16 protein-coding genes and 2 pseudogenes are annotated in these 14,019 nt (G+C 63.5%); 10 read left to right on the top strand and 8 right to left on the bottom strand.

Going from position 1 to position 14,019, the window contains the following annotated elements:
* Positions 1 to 302 precede the first annotated feature (302 nt).
* Together ACFWPK_RS15520 and ACFWPK_RS15515 are read right to left on the bottom strand one after the other, a co-directional pair.
* Positions 303 to 487, bottom strand: a pseudogene (locus ACFWPK_RS15520) (type Z 30S ribosomal protein S14).
* A 4-nt stretch (positions 488 to 491) separates the two neighbouring features.
* Positions 492 to 557: pseudogene (locus ACFWPK_RS15515) on the bottom strand (50S ribosomal protein L5); the annotation flags it as partial.
* 240 nt (positions 558 to 797) lie between these two features.
* On the opposite strand from ACFWPK_RS15515, the gene ACFWPK_RS15510 reads away from it, so the two are divergent.
* From ACFWPK_RS15510 to ACFWPK_RS15495, 4 genes are read left to right on the top strand one after another with little or no spacing between them, the layout of a single operon-like run.
* Positions 798 to 1,097 (top strand): WXG100 family type VII secretion target, encoded by a 300-nt coding sequence (locus tag ACFWPK_RS15510; protein ID WP_378915904.1) that lies wholly within the window; start codon positions 798 to 800, stop codon positions 1,095 to 1,097.
* A complete protein-coding gene (locus ACFWPK_RS15505; protein ID WP_378915903.1) occupies positions 1,097 to 1,396 on the top strand; it encodes a WXG100 family type VII secretion target in 300 nt (99 codons plus the stop codon). Before ACFWPK_RS15510 ends, ACFWPK_RS15505 begins: the two co-directional genes overlap by 1 nt.
* A 5-nt stretch (positions 1,397 to 1,401) precedes the next feature.
* Positions 1,402 to 2,889, top strand: a complete 1,488-nt coding sequence (locus tag ACFWPK_RS15500) for a hypothetical protein (RefSeq protein WP_378915901.1) — start codon at positions 1,402 to 1,404, stop codon at positions 2,887 to 2,889.
* A 22-nt stretch (positions 2,890 to 2,911) separates the two neighbouring features.
* Positions 2,912 to 3,385: a SitI3 family protein gene (locus ACFWPK_RS15495; RefSeq protein WP_378915898.1), complete on the top strand. Its 474-nt coding sequence runs from the start codon at positions 2,912 to 2,914 to the stop codon at positions 3,383 to 3,385.
* A gap of 122 nt (positions 3,386 to 3,507) precedes the next feature.
* Here the strand turns inward: ACFWPK_RS15495 and ACFWPK_RS15490 are convergent, their stop codons facing one another.
* Complete coding sequence (locus tag ACFWPK_RS15490) at positions 3,508 to 3,840, bottom strand: hypothetical protein (RefSeq protein ID WP_378915896.1); 333 nt, start codon at positions 3,838 to 3,840, stop codon at positions 3,508 to 3,510.
* On the bottom strand, positions 3,837 to 4,097 hold the full coding sequence (locus ACFWPK_RS15485) for a helix-turn-helix domain-containing protein (protein ID WP_378915894.1): 261 nt from the start codon (positions 4,095 to 4,097) through the stop codon (positions 3,837 to 3,839). The genes ACFWPK_RS15490 and ACFWPK_RS15485 overlap by 4 nt, the downstream gene beginning before the upstream one ends.
* 71 nt (positions 4,098 to 4,168) lie before the next feature.
* Here ACFWPK_RS15485 and ACFWPK_RS15480 point away from each other — a divergent pair, with 71 nt between their 5' ends.
* Both ACFWPK_RS15480 and ACFWPK_RS15475 read left to right on the top strand, forming a co-directional pair.
* Positions 4,169 to 5,134, top strand: a complete 966-nt coding sequence (locus ACFWPK_RS15480) for a DUF5919 domain-containing protein (protein WP_378915892.1) — start codon at positions 4,169 to 4,171, stop codon at positions 5,132 to 5,134.
* Positions 5,127 to 5,921 (top strand): inositol monophosphatase family protein, encoded by a 795-nt coding sequence (locus tag ACFWPK_RS15475; RefSeq protein WP_378915889.1) that lies wholly within the window; start codon positions 5,127 to 5,129, stop codon positions 5,919 to 5,921. Before ACFWPK_RS15480 ends, ACFWPK_RS15475 begins: the two co-directional genes overlap by 8 nt.
* A gap of 177 nt (positions 5,922 to 6,098) precedes the next feature.
* Here the strand turns inward: ACFWPK_RS15475 and ACFWPK_RS15470 are convergent, their stop codons facing one another.
* The 4 genes from ACFWPK_RS15470 to rplN are packed head-to-tail and all read right to left on the bottom strand — an operon-like array spanning position 6,099 to position 7,542.
* On the bottom strand, positions 6,099 to 6,284 hold the full coding sequence (locus ACFWPK_RS15470; protein ID WP_056818387.1) for a type Z 30S ribosomal protein S14: 186 nt from the start codon (positions 6,282 to 6,284) through the stop codon (positions 6,099 to 6,101).
* Positions 6,285 to 6,288: 4 nt separating this feature from the next.
* On the bottom strand, positions 6,289 to 6,852 hold the full coding sequence (gene rplE, locus ACFWPK_RS15465) for a 50S ribosomal protein L5 (RefSeq protein ID WP_056818389.1): 564 nt from the start codon (positions 6,850 to 6,852) through the stop codon (positions 6,289 to 6,291).
* Position 6,853: 1 nt separating this feature from the next.
* Positions 6,854 to 7,171 (bottom strand): 50S ribosomal protein L24, encoded by a 318-nt coding sequence (gene rplX, locus ACFWPK_RS15460; RefSeq protein WP_056818391.1) that lies wholly within the window; start codon positions 7,169 to 7,171, stop codon positions 6,854 to 6,856.
* A 2-nt stretch (positions 7,172 to 7,173) separates the two neighbouring features.
* On the bottom strand, positions 7,174 to 7,542 hold the full coding sequence (rplN, locus tag ACFWPK_RS15455) for a 50S ribosomal protein L14 (protein ID WP_056818394.1): 369 nt from the start codon (positions 7,540 to 7,542) through the stop codon (positions 7,174 to 7,176).
* Positions 7,543 to 7,845: 303 nt separating this feature from the next.
* Between rplN and ACFWPK_RS15450 the strand changes: the two genes are divergently transcribed.
* From ACFWPK_RS15450 to ACFWPK_RS15435, 4 genes are all read left to right on the top strand, one after another.
* Positions 7,846 to 9,879: a M13 family metallopeptidase gene (locus ACFWPK_RS15450; protein WP_378915887.1), complete on the top strand. Its 2,034-nt coding sequence runs from the start codon at positions 7,846 to 7,848 to the stop codon at positions 9,877 to 9,879.
* 81 nt (positions 9,880 to 9,960) lie between these two features.
* Complete coding sequence (locus tag ACFWPK_RS15445; RefSeq protein ID WP_378915885.1) at positions 9,961 to 10,938, top strand: ABC transporter substrate-binding protein; 978 nt, start codon at positions 9,961 to 9,963, stop codon at positions 10,936 to 10,938.
* 38 nt (positions 10,939 to 10,976) lie between these two features.
* Positions 10,977 to 12,326 (top strand): SagB family peptide dehydrogenase, encoded by a 1,350-nt coding sequence (locus tag ACFWPK_RS15440; protein ID WP_378915883.1) that lies wholly within the window; start codon positions 10,977 to 10,979, stop codon positions 12,324 to 12,326.
* A 108-nt stretch (positions 12,327 to 12,434) separates the two neighbouring features.
* Positions 12,435 to 13,895 carry a phospholipase D-like domain-containing protein gene (locus ACFWPK_RS15435; RefSeq protein ID WP_378915881.1) on the top strand — a complete coding sequence of 487 codons (1,461 nt, stop codon included), beginning with the start codon at positions 12,435 to 12,437 and terminating at the stop codon, positions 13,893 to 13,895.
* The last annotated feature ends 124 nt before the right edge of the window (positions 13,896 to 14,019 follow it).

Below are 14,019 nucleotides of genomic sequence, written 5' to 3'. Positions count from 1 at the left end.
GTCGGACACAACGATCTCAACAGCAGAAGGCCCACGATTCGACACGCAAACAGGCTAACAATTTATCTGGCTTATTTCAGGCGTGACACACTAGTGCCTGCGCGGTGGTTGTATGTCCGCGTGTACCGATGCTGCCCGCCGAGTACCGAGTTCACCGCGTCGGTTCGCCCGCCTCACCGGGCAGCCTGTTCAACGCATCGACTGAAGTCACGACAAACGCGCGAAGGCACGGACTCTCAGTTGAGAGTCCGTGCCTTGCTTCGTTATTCGCCTAGGCGGGTGCGCTCACTCCGAGCGCGGGCTCACCAGGAGCTCTTGTGCACGCCCGGGAGCTCACCGCGGTGCGCCATTTCACGACGCAGATACGGCACAAGCCGAACTTGCGGTAGACCGCGTGCGGGCGACCGCAACGCTGGCAGCGGGTGTAGGCGCGGACGGCGAACTTAGGCTTGGCCTCCGCCTTGATGCGCAGTGCTTTCTTAGCCATGTGCTCAGTTCTCCTTGAACGGGAAGCCGAGGTGCTTCAGCAGCGCGCGGCCTTCTTCGTTGTTGGTCGCCGGGAAGGCCGCAATGACCTTGCGGTCGTGGCGAATCAAGAGCCGGTTATAGCCACCAGGCCAGGCGATGGTGCGTTCGATGACCCACCGGTGACACCCGCGGTACTGGCTGGACTCGATTCCTTTGGTTGAAACCTCGTCTGTTGCTGCTCCACGCTGCCGTGACTAGGCTGGCTCCGATGGTCTGAGAACGGGGGACACGTGGCAGGTGAAAACGATACGTCTGGAACAGTTTTCGCGATGGTGCCGGGCGAGGTGACCGATGCCGGTGTCTATATCCAGCAGGTCGCGGAATCCCTGATCAACGGGCTCGGCACACTCGACCGCGAGGTATCGACTGTCCTGGATAATTGGAGCGGTGCGGCGGCGGAGGCATTCGGGGACGGCTGGACTGAAACCAAGAAGGGTGCCGCAGACGTACTGAACGCCCTCACGACGATGGGCGAACTCCTGGGCATCGCGAGCAAAGCCGTTGTCAGTCAAGACGTCTCGAACTCCGATACTTTGAGTTCGCTCGACCTACCGCAGTTGAACATGTGATGGACGACTCCCGCGACTTCACCTTCGACATCGATGAGTTGGACCAGCTCATCAGCCGCGCCAATGGATTCATCGGCTTCCTCACCGAAAGCCTCGACGGCATCAACAACCGAATCGCCTCCATTCAGCAAAACTGGCAGGGGGCCGCCGCTGATGCCCAAGAGGAAGCCTACCGAGAATGGGCTACCGGGGCTGCCACGGTAATTGAAGGACTCACCCAGATGTACAACGCCGCCGTCAAAGCCCGCGACGCCTACAGTGCGGCAGCGGAAGCCAACTTGAGAATGAGCGGTGGCTGACTTCTATGGGCGCAGTCTCGCCGCAGTCCTATGACAGCGCGGCCACGGCATGCTACGACTTGTCGAAGAAATTCCAAACCGTCTACGAAACGCCGCAAACCGTACTCTTAGAAACAAGCGCGATGGCCGGCGGCTATGAAGCAGTCAAGTCGTGGTCGAAAGCCTACGACGACCGTGCCGCCGCGTTGACAATGGTCGCGACCAACTTCGCGCGAGCCCTGCAACACTTCGGGGATATACTGACAGCGTCCAGCTACAACTGGAAGTCCGGGGAATACACAGCCAACCGCAGTACCAACAAAGGCGCCCCACCATCGTTGCCCACCAGCATCCCGTCCGAGCTACCCTACGGCGCGGGCGCGGTAGTCGGTATCGCGTCGTCAGGAGCCTATTCCAACGGGCTTCAGACAGACTGGACCGAACTGCAGGACAAGGTCACCACGCTTGTCACCGGCGGCCAAGTCCCCGACGGGGATACCGACAAACTTGCACGCTCCGCGACCATGTGGAAGACCTTCGCCAATTCAGACCCCCTCGAATACGGCGTGGCACGGCTACTAACCGTCGCCTCAGGGCTGGAACAAGGCTTCGGACCCAAAGTCCCGGACGACATCCCGAACCATGTAGCAAACCTTCGCAAGCTCGCTGAAAAACTCCGCGAAATCCGTACCGCCGCTCATGACATCGCCAACGCAGTCGAAGCCCACAACGTGGCCTTGACCAAAATGCGCGCGGACATCAATACGCAGTTCGCAGCGGTAGTTGTGGTTACCGCCATATCGATCGGGCGTTCGATGATAAATGTCAAAGAGCAGCCAGCGAAGGAAAAGGCGCCGAGCAAGCAGCAGTCGCAGTCACCCAACGACAACAAAGTCGAGATAGATATCGACTTCCTGAACGACGCGGCTTGGGCCATAGCCGGGCCTGCCAACACATTCCTCGCCACCCTCAGCACCCTCACTTTCACCACCGCCACGCTGACAAACGGCGATCTTCTGACCATTGTCGAGCTGCCGATAGTGATCACTGCCACGAACACTGAGAAGGGTGGCGACGAGAGTTCTACTATTAAACCGACCGGAACACTCGGAGGTAAACCGTCCGGCTCGACGACTTACATCAACCCGAACGACAAAGATCCCAACAATATTCGATCACTCACACGCGAAAATGAATCCGCCAGCATTCTTGCGGATAAGGGCTATCAAGTTGAACAGAATCCGTCGGTTCCCGGCGACAAGAATCCAGACTATAAAATAGAAGGCAAAGTCTTTGATTGCTACTCACCATCGACGGGCAACGTGAGGAATATAGCGGGTGTCATCGATGAGAAGGTATCTTCGGGACAAACCGAAAGGATTGTCCTCAACCTCAGTGACAGCAGCGCAAGTCCGGAAGCCGTAGCGAATCAATTGAAGCAGTGGCCGGTCCAGGGTCTGCAGGAGGTTCTGGTCATCGACAAGTCTGGTAACGTAGTCCCGGTCTTTCCCTAAATACCACACAATGGAGACCTGAATGGCACTCGACTACATGGTGGCCGTCGCAACAGATCGAAGCGTGTCAGAAATTGCCGCATCGGTGAACTCGATCTGCCTCTCGGGCGAAATTTCTGATCGGGCAACTGTGGACAGCCTCATCGATGGCATTTCGGTTCAACGGGGGTTGTATATTCGCGTAAGCACCGCCCGATCTCCAGCATGGGGAGACCCCATAGAGGAGCAATTCGGATTCAAGCCGACAGTATCGATCTTTTTTAGATTGAATAAAACCGAAAGCCTAGATGCTCAAGTCACCGATATATTGTTCATTGCGACCAAACTGCTTGCGGCGACGTCCGATGACATGATCGTATACTTCTTGGAATCCGGAGATGTTTGGGCGATTCGCCGTGCGGGCAGCCTCGAAATAAATTCAGCTCCCTTTATGTGGACACCTGAGCGCACCGAAATGCTTCACCAATCGTACACCCGTATGTCATACGCTCTATGAAGCTCTGGCCGAGCGTCAGTGTCGCTTCGTCGGGAAGTTGATCACGAGCCGCGGCGCGGTCCTCGCGCCGGTGGTGCCACACGAACATTCGGCCGATCTGGAGGTCCCGGATTCTTCGCGGATCACGGAGCGACCGTGCGGTCATGATTCGCGAAATACGATCTTGCATAGGTGTTTTCGTCGTCGACAGTGATCACGTCGCAGGTGCTGACCAGTGTGAGTGGCATCTCGACGCCGAGATGCCGCCGATGAGGAACGAAGACCGCTTCGGCGTTGATTCGCCGGACGATGGTGATGAGTCCGCTGAGGGGGTCGGCCGTTCGAGCGGTGAACACGATGGTCTTGGCAAGGTCGTAGCCATACCGCTTCGCCAGCGATCGTAGGCGGATCTCATCCCAGTTCTGTGCCGCGCCGGACAGGTCGGAGCGGAGGTAGCCGATGGCGGTGGGTTTCATCCTGTGATCACCGATCGAGGCACATCGAGCATGGCCTGTCCGGAGGGAGCCTTCGTGTAGGCGTGGCCAGACATCGATAGCTCCCACGCCTGCCGATGCGGAGGTTGCCGGAGGAACCCGGTGTGGTGGAGCGCTCGCAGTGCGCGTCGGGTTCGCCGGATGGAGAGCCCGGTGTCGGCGGCGATCTGGCGGTCGGTGAGTTGTCCTCCGGGTTGCAGTAGGCGTAGGACCAGCGCCTCAGCGAGAGTTGTCGACATCATTGGCTCCTCCTGGGGGTTTACGTACCCAGCAAGGTGCCTCGACGTGGAGTCCGGCCGCGTCGCCGCCGATGTCCGTGATCGTCTCAGGTACTACCGTCCTGTCCGATCTGTGGATCATTTACGTGCTCAGCGGGTTGTTCTGCGTCACCCGCACCCGTAGGATCGGCCCAATCGCGGGCGTTCGGGGAGGAGGCAAGCTCATGGTTACGTTGAAGGCTTTGCTCCAGTTGAAGCACCTACAGACGCACAGCGCGTTTGATCGTGAGTACAACGCGGTCGCGCGGCGCGTGGAGCCCGGCCTCGTCGGCGCCGGTCCGCGGAAGGCCCAGTTCTATCGATGGCTGTCGGGGAACGTCACCGGCCTTCCCTACCCGCATCACTGCCGGATTCTCGAGGCGATGTTCCCCGGGTATACGGCGGCAGAGTTGTTCGCTGAATCTGATGGGACACAAGGGATTTCCCCTCGGCGCCGTGCCGGCGATTTCGGTCCCGGAACTGGGGCCTCCGTCCAGACTTTCGCAACGCGAGGTGAGCTGTTCGGGAGTTTGCCTCCGGCGGAACTGTTCTCGGATGCAACGACGATAGATCTGGCTGGCATCTCGTTGAATCTGTTCTGCCAGCAGTACCCGGACTCAGAGATTGTGGAGTTGCTACGGTCCGGTGCCGTGATCCGGTGCATGTTCCTCGATCCCCGCAGTCGGCATACCTCAGATCGGGAGCGGGAAGAAGGTCAGCCCGCAGGTACTCTCGCAGCGCTGACCGGCCTCAATATCGCTGCGCTGCGCCGGATAAGCCAGCAGGTCACGACCGAGAATCTTCCAGGAACGCTGATGATTCGGACCTACGATGGGCCCGCCCGATTCAACATCATGGTGGTTGACGGAACTTGTGTCTTCCAGCCATACCTCCCGATGGCGCGTGGCGTGGAATCGCCGGCCTTCGTGATCGAGGCAGAGGCTGGTGGCCTCTACGCCACCTTCACCGGAGCATTCGAGGCGCTGTGGTCGGGTGCGGTGGAGGCTGTTGATGGTTGAGAGTCGGGATGCGCTGGCGATCGCGCGTGAGGCTGTGGCGATCGGCGCAGGAATGTTGGAATCAGCACGCCCGGCTGTCGTCCGACTCAAAGGAGATCGGGACTACGTCACCGATTTGGACCTCGAGATCGAGCGAAAGGTCCAGGCGTACCTTGCCGCCGCGACACCGGAGTTCGCGTTTCTCGGAGAGGAGACAGCTGGGCATAATGCCGGCGGCGAGTACCGCTGGGTGCTGGATCCGATCGACGGCACGTCGAACTTCGTCCACGGCATCCCACTGTGCGCGGTCTCTTTGGCGCTCCTGCGAGGCGATGAGACAGTTGTCGCTGCTATCAGCGCTCCCTTCCTCGGCCATGCCTATCACGCGGTCGCCGGTGGCGGTGCATTCGTCAACGACGAACCAATGATTGCCAGTGGTGTCGAGGATCTCTCGGCGGCGATGGTGTCCATCGGCGACTATGCGGTCGGGCGGGAGGCGGCAAGCAAGAACGCCGAACGTCTCAGAGTCACGGCGGCCCTTGCTGGTCGAGCTGAACGCATTCGGATGCTCGGCTCGGCCTCGTTGGACCTTGCTTGGCTCGCCCAGGGGCGGACCGATGTCTGCGTGATCCTGGCGAACAAGCCGTGGGATACGGCCGCGGGCGTCCTCCTGGCGCGGGAAGCCGGGGCTGTCGTGAACGACGTTCGGGGCGAAGCTCATAGCCTGACCTCGAAAACGACTATTGGATGTGCGAGTTCCGCGCTCGCACTTGTGATCGCCGATCTGTTCGCACAACGATCCGCCTGACGCTCTCACCGCTGAGCTTCGCCGAACTCGATCACGTCGGACGACGTGAACTGGGACGCGAGCACGCCAGGTCGATGATCGACGACCTCTGAACGCGCGAAGGCACGGACTCCCATCGGAAGTCCGTGCCTTCGTACGATATTCGCCTAGGCGGGTGCGCTCACGAGGAGCGCAAGCTCACCAGGAGCTCTTGTGCACGCCCGGGAGCTCACCGCGGTGCGCCATTTCGCGGACGCAGATACGGCACAGGCCGAACTTGCGGTAGACCGCGTGCGGGCGACCGCAACGCTGGCAGCGGGTGTAGGCGCGGACGGCGAACTTAGGCTTGGCCTCCGCCTTGATGCGCAGTGCTTTCTTAGCCATGTGCTCAGTTCTCCTTGAACGGGAAGCCGAGGTGCTTCAGCAGCGCGCGGCCTTCTTCGTTGTTGGTCGCGGTGGTGACCACGGTGATGTCCATACCGCGCGGGCGGTCGATGGAATCCACGTCGATCTCGTGGAACATCGACTGCTCGCTGAGGCCGAACGTGTAGTTGCCGTTGCCGTCGAACTGCTTCGGCGACAGGCCGCGGAAGTCGCGGATACGGGGCAGCGCGATGGACACGAGACGGTCCAGGAACTCCCACATACGGTCGCCACGAAGGGTGACCTTCGCGCCGATCGGCATGCCCTCACGCAGCTTGAACTGCGCGATCGACTTGGTGGCCTTACGGATTTCGGGCTTCTGGCCGGTGATCAGCTCGAGGTCCTTGACGGCACCGTTGATCAGCTTCGCGTCACGGGCGGCGTCGCCGACACCCATGTTCACGACGACCTTGACGACGCCGGGGATCTGCATCACGTTGGCGTATTCGAACTCGCCGTTCAGCGCGTCCTTGATCTCGGCGCGGTAGCGCGCCTTCAGCCGGGGCTGAGTCTGCTCAGAGGTGGTCATGTCAGATGTCCTTCCCGTTTTTACGGGAGATCCGGACGCGCTTGCCGGACTCTTCGTCGGTGCGGTAGCCGACGCGAGTCGGGTTACCGTCGGAGTCGACGACCATCACGTTGGAAACCTGGATGGGGGCTTCCTGGGTGACGATGCCACCCGAGGACGCGCCACGCTGGTTCGCGGAGTCCGCAACGTGCTTCTTGATGCGGTTCACGCCTTCGACGAGAACCTTGCCGGTCGCCGGGAAGGCCTGAATGACCTTGCCCTTGGCGCCCTTGTCCTTGCCCGAAATGACGAGCACGGTGTCACCCTTGTGCACCTTCATAGTCAGAGCACCTCCGGGGCCAGCGAAACGATCTTCATGAAGCGCTTGTCACGCAGCTCGCGGCCGACCGGGCCGAAGATGCGGGTGCCACGAGGGTCGTTGTCCGGCTTGATCAGCACGGCAGCGTTCTCGTCGAACTTGATGTAGGAACCGTCCGGACGACGACGCTCCTTGGTCGTGCGAACGACGACAGCCTTGACGACGTCGCCCTTCTTCACGTTGGCGCCGGGGATGGCGTCCTTCACGGTGGCGACGATGATGTCACCGATACCGGCATAGCGACGCGACGAGCCACCGAGCACGCGGATGCAAAGGATTTCCTTCGCTCCGGTGTTGTCGGCGACGCGCAGTCGCGACTCCTGCTGAATCACTTCAGCACCTCCTGGACCTGGATGTATACGTACGCCGGATTGCCGACCCGACGCACATGGTCAGTTACCCACCGGACGCGCGCCTGCCAGCGGAAATACCTTCCACTGGGGGTTCACTGCCGGATTGCGAGGGCATAGCTCCCGCAGGCAACCGTTCTAGTGTAGGTGAACCCCCAGGGCGAATCGAATCGGGGTCGACCTGCGTCGCTACCCCGCCGAAGACAGCGTCGCGCCGGTAGCCTGTGCGAGCTGGATCGCAACAAGCATCGGGGTGCGGGCATCGCATCGGGGAAGGAACAATCTGTGACATCGTCCGGTCGTCCGTCGTTGGATCGTCGCGCATTCCTGATCGCCATGGGCCTGGTCCCGGTGGCCGCAGCGCTGGCGTCGTGTTCCTCCGACGCTCCCGAAGTGCAGCTCACCGGCGTCGACCTGGGCGGCGGCGACCCCACCATCCGCCCGCAGGACGACCTGTACCGCCATGTCAACGGCACCTGGCTGCGCGATTACCAGCTCCCGCCCGACAAGGCCTCGGTCGGCGCGATCACCGATGCCAACGACCGGACACTGGACCAGCTGCGCGCGATCATCGAGGGCATTTCCGATCCCGAGCACGGCACTGAGGCGCAGCAGATCAAGGATCTCTACGACGCGCGCCTGAACCTCGATGAGATCGAACGCCTCGGTATCACGCCCTTGACCGGCCTGTTCGCCGCGATCGACAAGGCGGCGGGCAAGCCCGAGCTGGCGAGGGTGATGGCCGAGGCGCCGATCGCCGGGCTGATCGGGATGGGTATCAGCATCGACCGCAAGAACTCCAAGGCCTATATCCCCAGCGTCGGCCAGTCCGGGCTCATCCTGAGCGAGCAGTACTACCGCAAGCCCGAGTTCGCCGCCCAGCTCGTGGCCTATCAGACCTACCTCCAGCAGCTGGCCGCCGGCCTCGGCCTTGCCGATCCGGCCGGGTTGGCGCAGCGGATGCTCGATCTGGAGAAGCGGATCGCCGCCGCGCACTGGGACAGCGTGCGCCTGCGCAATACCGACGCCACCTACAACCTGATGAGCTGGCAGGAACTCACCGCGCTCGGCCCGCAGTTCGACTGGGATCCGTGGCTGGCCGGGATGACCGATCGGCCCAAGTCGCTGTTCGACAAGATGGTGGTCGGTCAGCCGTCGTTCGTCACCGCGGCCGCGCAGCTGTGGGCCGAGGTCGACATCGCCCAGTGGCGCGACTACCTCAAGATGCACGTGGCCGATTCCTATGCCCGCTTCCTGCCCAAGCCCATCGCCGACGCGCGCTTCGAGTTCTTCGGCCGGGTGATGAGCGGGCTGGAGGAGAAGCCGGAGATGTGGCGCTCCGCGGTGGGTGTGGTCGACAGCAACCTCGGCGAACCGCTCGGAAAACTGTACGTGGACAAGCACTTCCCGCCCGCGGCCAAGGAGCGCGCGCTGGAGATGGTCGCCGACCTCACCGCCGCCTACCGCGACAACTTCACCAATTCGACCTGGATGACCCAGCCCACCCGCGAGGCCTCGATCGCCAAGCTGGACAAGATCGCCACCCAGATCGGCTACCCGGACAAGTGGGTCGACTACTCGTCGGTGCAGATCACACGCGGCAAACTGATCGAATCCCTGTTGGCCATCAACGCTTTCGAGTCCAAGCGCGCGTTCGCGCGCCTCGGCACCGAGGTGGACAAGATGGAGTGGAGCATGTCGCCGCAGACGGTGAATGCCTACTACAGCCCCACCACCAACCAGATCGTCTTCCCGGCCGCCTATCTGCAGCCCCCGTTCTTCGACAAGGACGCCCAGGCCGCGGTCAACTACGGCGCGGTGGGTTCCACGATCGGCCACGAGATCGGGCACGGCTTCGACGACCAGGGCTCCAAGTACGACGGCGACGGCAACCGTCGCGACTGGTGGACGCCCGAGGATCTCGCGGCGTTCGGCGCCAAGACCCAGCAGATCATCGCCCAGTACGACGTGCTCGTTCCGGAGGGCGCGCCCGAGGGCCAGCACGTGAACGGCGCGCTGACCGTCGGCGAGAATCTGGCCGACCTGCGCGGCCTGCAGATCGCGCTGGCCGCCTATCAGAAGGTGGCCCAGCGGTCCGGCGAGCAGCCCGACTTCCGGAGCATGTTCTTCTCGTGGGCGCGGCAGTGGCGCGACAAGCAGACCGAGGAGGCGACCCTGCAGGGTTTGCAGGACACCCACTCCCCCAACGAGTTCCGCTGCAACCAGGTGGTTCGCAATATCGCCGAGTTCTACACCACCTTCGAGGTGAAGGAAGGCGACAAGCTGTTCATGCCACAGGACCAGCGCGTCGCGCTCTAGGGGCACAGCTTCCCTCCGAAAAGCGACGTAGGTTAGCCTAGGCTGACTTACGCTGGAACTTGCTCTACGGAGGGTGCACCCATGACGACTGTTCGGACTTCGCGCGGCTGGCGGCGCGCGGCGGTTGCCGCGCTCGCCGGTGCCCTCGCCTTTGGCGTGGTCGCCTGCGGTTCCACCGAGGACGAGGCCGCATCGGGCGAAGCGGTGACCATCACCCACGCCCGCGGCGAGACCACCGTCCCCGGTACCCCGAAGAAGATCGTGGCGCTGGGCAACCAGTGGCTCGACAGCTCGCTGGCGCTCGGCGTGGTCCCGGTCGGCTACATCGACAACGTCTCCGCGGTGTCCAAGAGCACCCCGCCGTGGACGCCGGAGTCCCTGAAGACCGCCACCGCCCTCAACACCACCGGCAATATCGCCGAGCAGGTCGCGGCGCTCGAGCCGGACCTGATCCTGGTCGACCCGTTCATCGCCGATCAGAAGACCTACGACGATCTGTCCAAGGTCGCCCCGACCCTGCCCGCACTGACCAAGGACGCCGTCACCCCGTGGCAGGACCAGGTCACCGTGCTGGGCAAGGTGCTGCACAAGGAGTCCGACGCGAGCGCGGTGATCAAGAAGGTCGACGACAAGGTCGCCGCCATCGCGACCGCCAACCCCGGCCTGAAGGGCAAGACCTTCGCCAGCACCTGGCTCGCGAGCCCCGCGCAGCTGATGGTGCTGACCGACCCCAACGACGGTTCGGCCAAGGTGTTCACCGCACTCGGCATGGGCATCCCGGCCAACCTCACCGCACTGCCCGCCAACCAGGGCCGCCTTGCGCTGTCGCCGGAGAAGGTCGACGAGCTCACCGCCGACCTGCTGCTGGCCGGTTACTCCCCCGGCCTCGACGAGAAGTACCGGCAGCTGCCGGGTTACGCCGATCTGCCGTCGGTGCGCAAGGGTTCGGTCGTGTTCCTGACCACGCAGGAGATCAGCGCGATCAACCAGCCGAGCGCGCTGTCGGTGCCGTACATGCTGGATAAGCTCGAGCCCGCCTTCGCCGCCGCCGCGAAATAGGTTCTGCCCAGACCGGTTCTACCCCCGAGGATTTCACCGTGCTCGCCTCCGCTTACCCCGCCCAGACTCGCTTCGCCCTGCGTGCGGGCGTCACCTGCCTCACGACTCCCGCCGGCGCGGTGCTGCTGAACCCGCCGCGCAACGAGAAGCTGACCGGTCTGGGCGCGGGGGCGCTGCGGGCGCTGAAAACCCTGAACCAGGGCCCGGCGACCGCGGCGGAGATGGCGACCGCGGCGGCGGGCGACGACATCACCGCCCTGATGCGCAAGCTCACCGACGGCGGCTGGCTATCGGTGACAGTCCGCGACGGCGGCCGCGACCTCTACAGCATCCGGCCCTTCGCCGACCCCGCCCCGCGCCCCGCGGTGGCCTTGCCCACCTGGTCGGCGACCCTGTCGAAATTCGCTGTCCTGCACCGCGACAACCAGGGCTTCGTGCTCGAACACCCCCAGTCGTGGTGCGACCTGCGCATCCACGACCCCCGCCTGCTCGCCCTGCTCGACGGCCCGCTCGCCGCCGATTCCCCGGTCCCCGCCGCCGTGAAGACCCAGTTCATGGCCGACCTGCAGTGGTGCGGTTTCCTGGTCGACGGCGACGAGGAGGAGCGCGAGTTCACCACCCGCTCCTGGAACACCCCCGACCTGTGGTTCCACCGCCGCAGCACCCTCGGCGCCCGCACGGTGACCTGGGACGACTTCGGCCCCACCCGCTGGGCCGACGGCCAGTTCCCCGAATTACCTTTGCGCCGTGCGTCATTCGACGGCGAGCCGGTCGCCTTGGCGAAGCCGGACCTGGTGTCGCTGCGGGTATCGGATCCGAGCCTGGCCGCCACCATCGAAGACCGCGTCTCCACCCGCGCCTTCGACGACGCCGCCCCCATCACCTCGGTTCAATTGGGCGAGTTGCTGTTCCGCACCGCCCGCACCCGAGACGACGGCTCCCGCCCCTACCCCTCCGGCGGCGGCGCCTACGAACTCGAGATCTACCCCGTGGTGCGCAATGTGGCAGGCCTGGAAAACGGCATGTACCACTACGATTCGACCGACCACGCCCTGCGCCCGGTCGCCCCCACCGACGCCCCCGCCGTCCAGAAGCTCCTCAAATCCACCTCGGCGACCCTGGCGGGCGGCGCGCAACCCCAAGTCCTGCTGCTGGTTTCGGCCCGCGCAGGCCGCGTCATGTGGAGCTACGAACAGGTCGCCTACGCCAACATCCTCAAGCACGTCGGCGTCCTCATGCAGACCGTCTACCTGACCGCCACCGCCATGAACCTCGGCGTCGTCGCCCAGGGCTTCAGCGACACCTCCGCCTTCGCCGCGGCCACCGGCCTCGACGAACTCGAAGAGTGCAACGTCGGCAGCATCATCGTGGGCTCAACGGCCCGCTGATCCGGCCATCGCATCGAGTACCGGCCGGCCGATCCTCCGGACTCGTGACCTCTCACGCGACCGTTTCGAGAACGGTCGGCAGGCGCGCCCCGTGAGTAACCTGTCGGGGTGAGTGGCGGCGATGAGATCGTGGTGGCGGGGCAGACGTGCTGGCGGATCGAACAGGCGAATCGAGTACGCCCGATCGTCGACGCTGCTGACTATTTCCGGACCGCCAAGGCGGCGATGCTGGGTGCGCGGCATCAGATCATGTTGATCGGGTGGGATTTCGACAGCCGAATCGAACTCGAGCGCGGCGATCCCACGGTGCCGGGGCCCAACCGGCTCGGGGACTTCCTGGCCTGGCTGGTGCAGCGGACACCCGGACTCGACGTGTATCTGCTCAAGTGGAACATCGGCATGCTCTATGGGCTGCAACGCGGGATGGTGCCGATCAGCATCACCAACTGGCTGACCGAACAGCGACTGCATCTGATGGCGGATTCGCGGCATCCGGTGGGCTCCGCGCAGCACGAGAAGATCGTGGTGATCGACGACGCGTTCGCGTTCTGCGGTGGCATCGACATGACGGCGCAGCGGTGGGACACGCGTGAACATCCCGCCCACGATGCGCGGCGTCGTGACCCCGGGGAGCGTGAGCACGGACCCTGGCACGATGTGACCACCGCCGTGGAGGGGCCGGTGGCGCGGGCGCTGGGTGAACTCTCACGAGAACGGTGGGTGAGCGCCGGTGGTTCGCCGGTGGAACCGACGCAAGGCGAGGTCGGGGAGATCTGGCCGGACTTCCTTGTGCCGACCTTCACCGATGTGCGGGTCGCCATCGCGCGCAGCAGGCCGGAATACGGGGACTGCACGGAAGTAAGGGAAGTCGAAGCCTGCTATCTGCGGCTGATTCGGTGCGCGCGTTCGCTGATCTACATCGAAACCCAGTACCTGGCGTCGCGGGTGATCGTGGAGGCGATCATCGAGCGACTCGCCGACCCGGATTGCCCGGAGATCGTGCTCGTGTTGCCACGCAATGCCGGCGGGTGGCTCGAACAGAAGGCGATGGACGGTGCACGGCAGCGGCTACTGCGGCTGCTCTGGCATGCCGATGCGCATCAACGATTCCGCGTCTACTACCCGGTGGCCGAAGACGGTAGCCCGATCTATGTGCATGCCAAGGTATTCGTGATGGACGACCGGGTATTGCGGATCGGGTCGTCGAACCTGAACAACCGGTCGATGGGGTTCGACTCGGAATGCGATCTGGTGATCGACCGGGAATTGCAGGGACACGACGTGGCACCGGAGATCCGGCAGTTGCGTACGGATCTGGTTGCCGAGCATCTGGGCTGCCGAGTCGAGGATATCGGGGACGGCTCGTTGATCGAGGTCATCGAGCGGTTGCGCGGCGAGACAGGCCGGACTTTGACGCCGTTCGACCGCGAGGAGATCGCCGAGGAGGAGAGCATCTTCGCCGACAGTGAATTGCTCGACCCGGAAGGCCGGGCCGAAGCTGGGCCGACATGGGCGAAAAAACTGCGGCGTAAGGCGAAGGGACGTCTGGCCGGTGGCGCCGACCGCTGAGCCCCACCTCCGACGGCGGACATCTCGGCCGGAGTCGAATACTTCGGCTTCGTGAAGATCCACACCCACGCACGAGACGTACATCACATCATGCAACCCCCAGCGCCTCCCGCGCGTCCAATCT

Origin of the sequence: Nocardia sp. NPDC058519 (assembly GCF_042719755.1) — a bacterium.
Lineage (GTDB): Bacteria > Actinomycetota > Actinomycetes > Mycobacteriales > Mycobacteriaceae > Nocardia.
Note: the sequence above shows the minus strand (reverse complement) of the source record. Positions and strands in the feature narration are given on the sequence as shown.

Bases quoted from the DNA above. Each gene is read 5' to 3' on its own strand.
- ACFWPK_RS15510 (WP_378915904.1), top strand. From the start codon at position 798: ATGGTGCCGGGCGAGGTGACCGATGCCGGTGTCTATATCCAGCAGGTC.
- ACFWPK_RS15505 (WP_378915903.1), top strand. From the start codon at position 1,097: ATGGACGACTCCCGCGACTTCACCTTCGACATCGATGAGTTGGACCAG.
- ACFWPK_RS15500 (WP_378915901.1), top strand. From the start codon at position 1,402: ATGGGCGCAGTCTCGCCGCAGTCCTATGACAGCGCGGCCACGGCATGC.
- ACFWPK_RS15495 (WP_378915898.1), top strand. From the start codon at position 2,912: ATGGCACTCGACTACATGGTGGCCGTCGCAACAGATCGAAGCGTGTCA.
- ACFWPK_RS15490 (WP_378915896.1), bottom strand. From the start codon at position 3,840: ATGAAACCCACCGCCATCGGCTACCTCCGCTCCGACCTGTCCGGCGCG.
- ACFWPK_RS15485 (WP_378915894.1), bottom strand. From the start codon at position 4,097: ATGTCGACAACTCTCGCTGAGGCGCTGGTCCTACGCCTACTGCAACCC.
- ACFWPK_RS15480 (WP_378915892.1), top strand. From the start codon at position 4,169: ATGTCCGTGATCGTCTCAGGTACTACCGTCCTGTCCGATCTGTGGATC.
- ACFWPK_RS15475 (WP_378915889.1), top strand. From the start codon at position 5,127: ATGGTTGAGAGTCGGGATGCGCTGGCGATCGCGCGTGAGGCTGTGGCG.
- ACFWPK_RS15470 (WP_056818387.1), bottom strand. From the start codon at position 6,284: ATGGCTAAGAAAGCACTGCGCATCAAGGCGGAGGCCAAGCCTAAGTTC.
- rplE (WP_056818389.1), bottom strand. From the start codon at position 6,852: ATGACCACCTCTGAGCAGACTCAGCCCCGGCTGAAGGCGCGCTACCGC.
- rplX (WP_056818391.1), bottom strand. From the start codon at position 7,171: ATGAAGGTGCACAAGGGTGACACCGTGCTCGTCATTTCGGGCAAGGAC.
- ACFWPK_RS15445 (WP_378915885.1), top strand. From the start codon at position 9,961: ATGACGACTGTTCGGACTTCGCGCGGCTGGCGGCGCGCGGCGGTTGCC.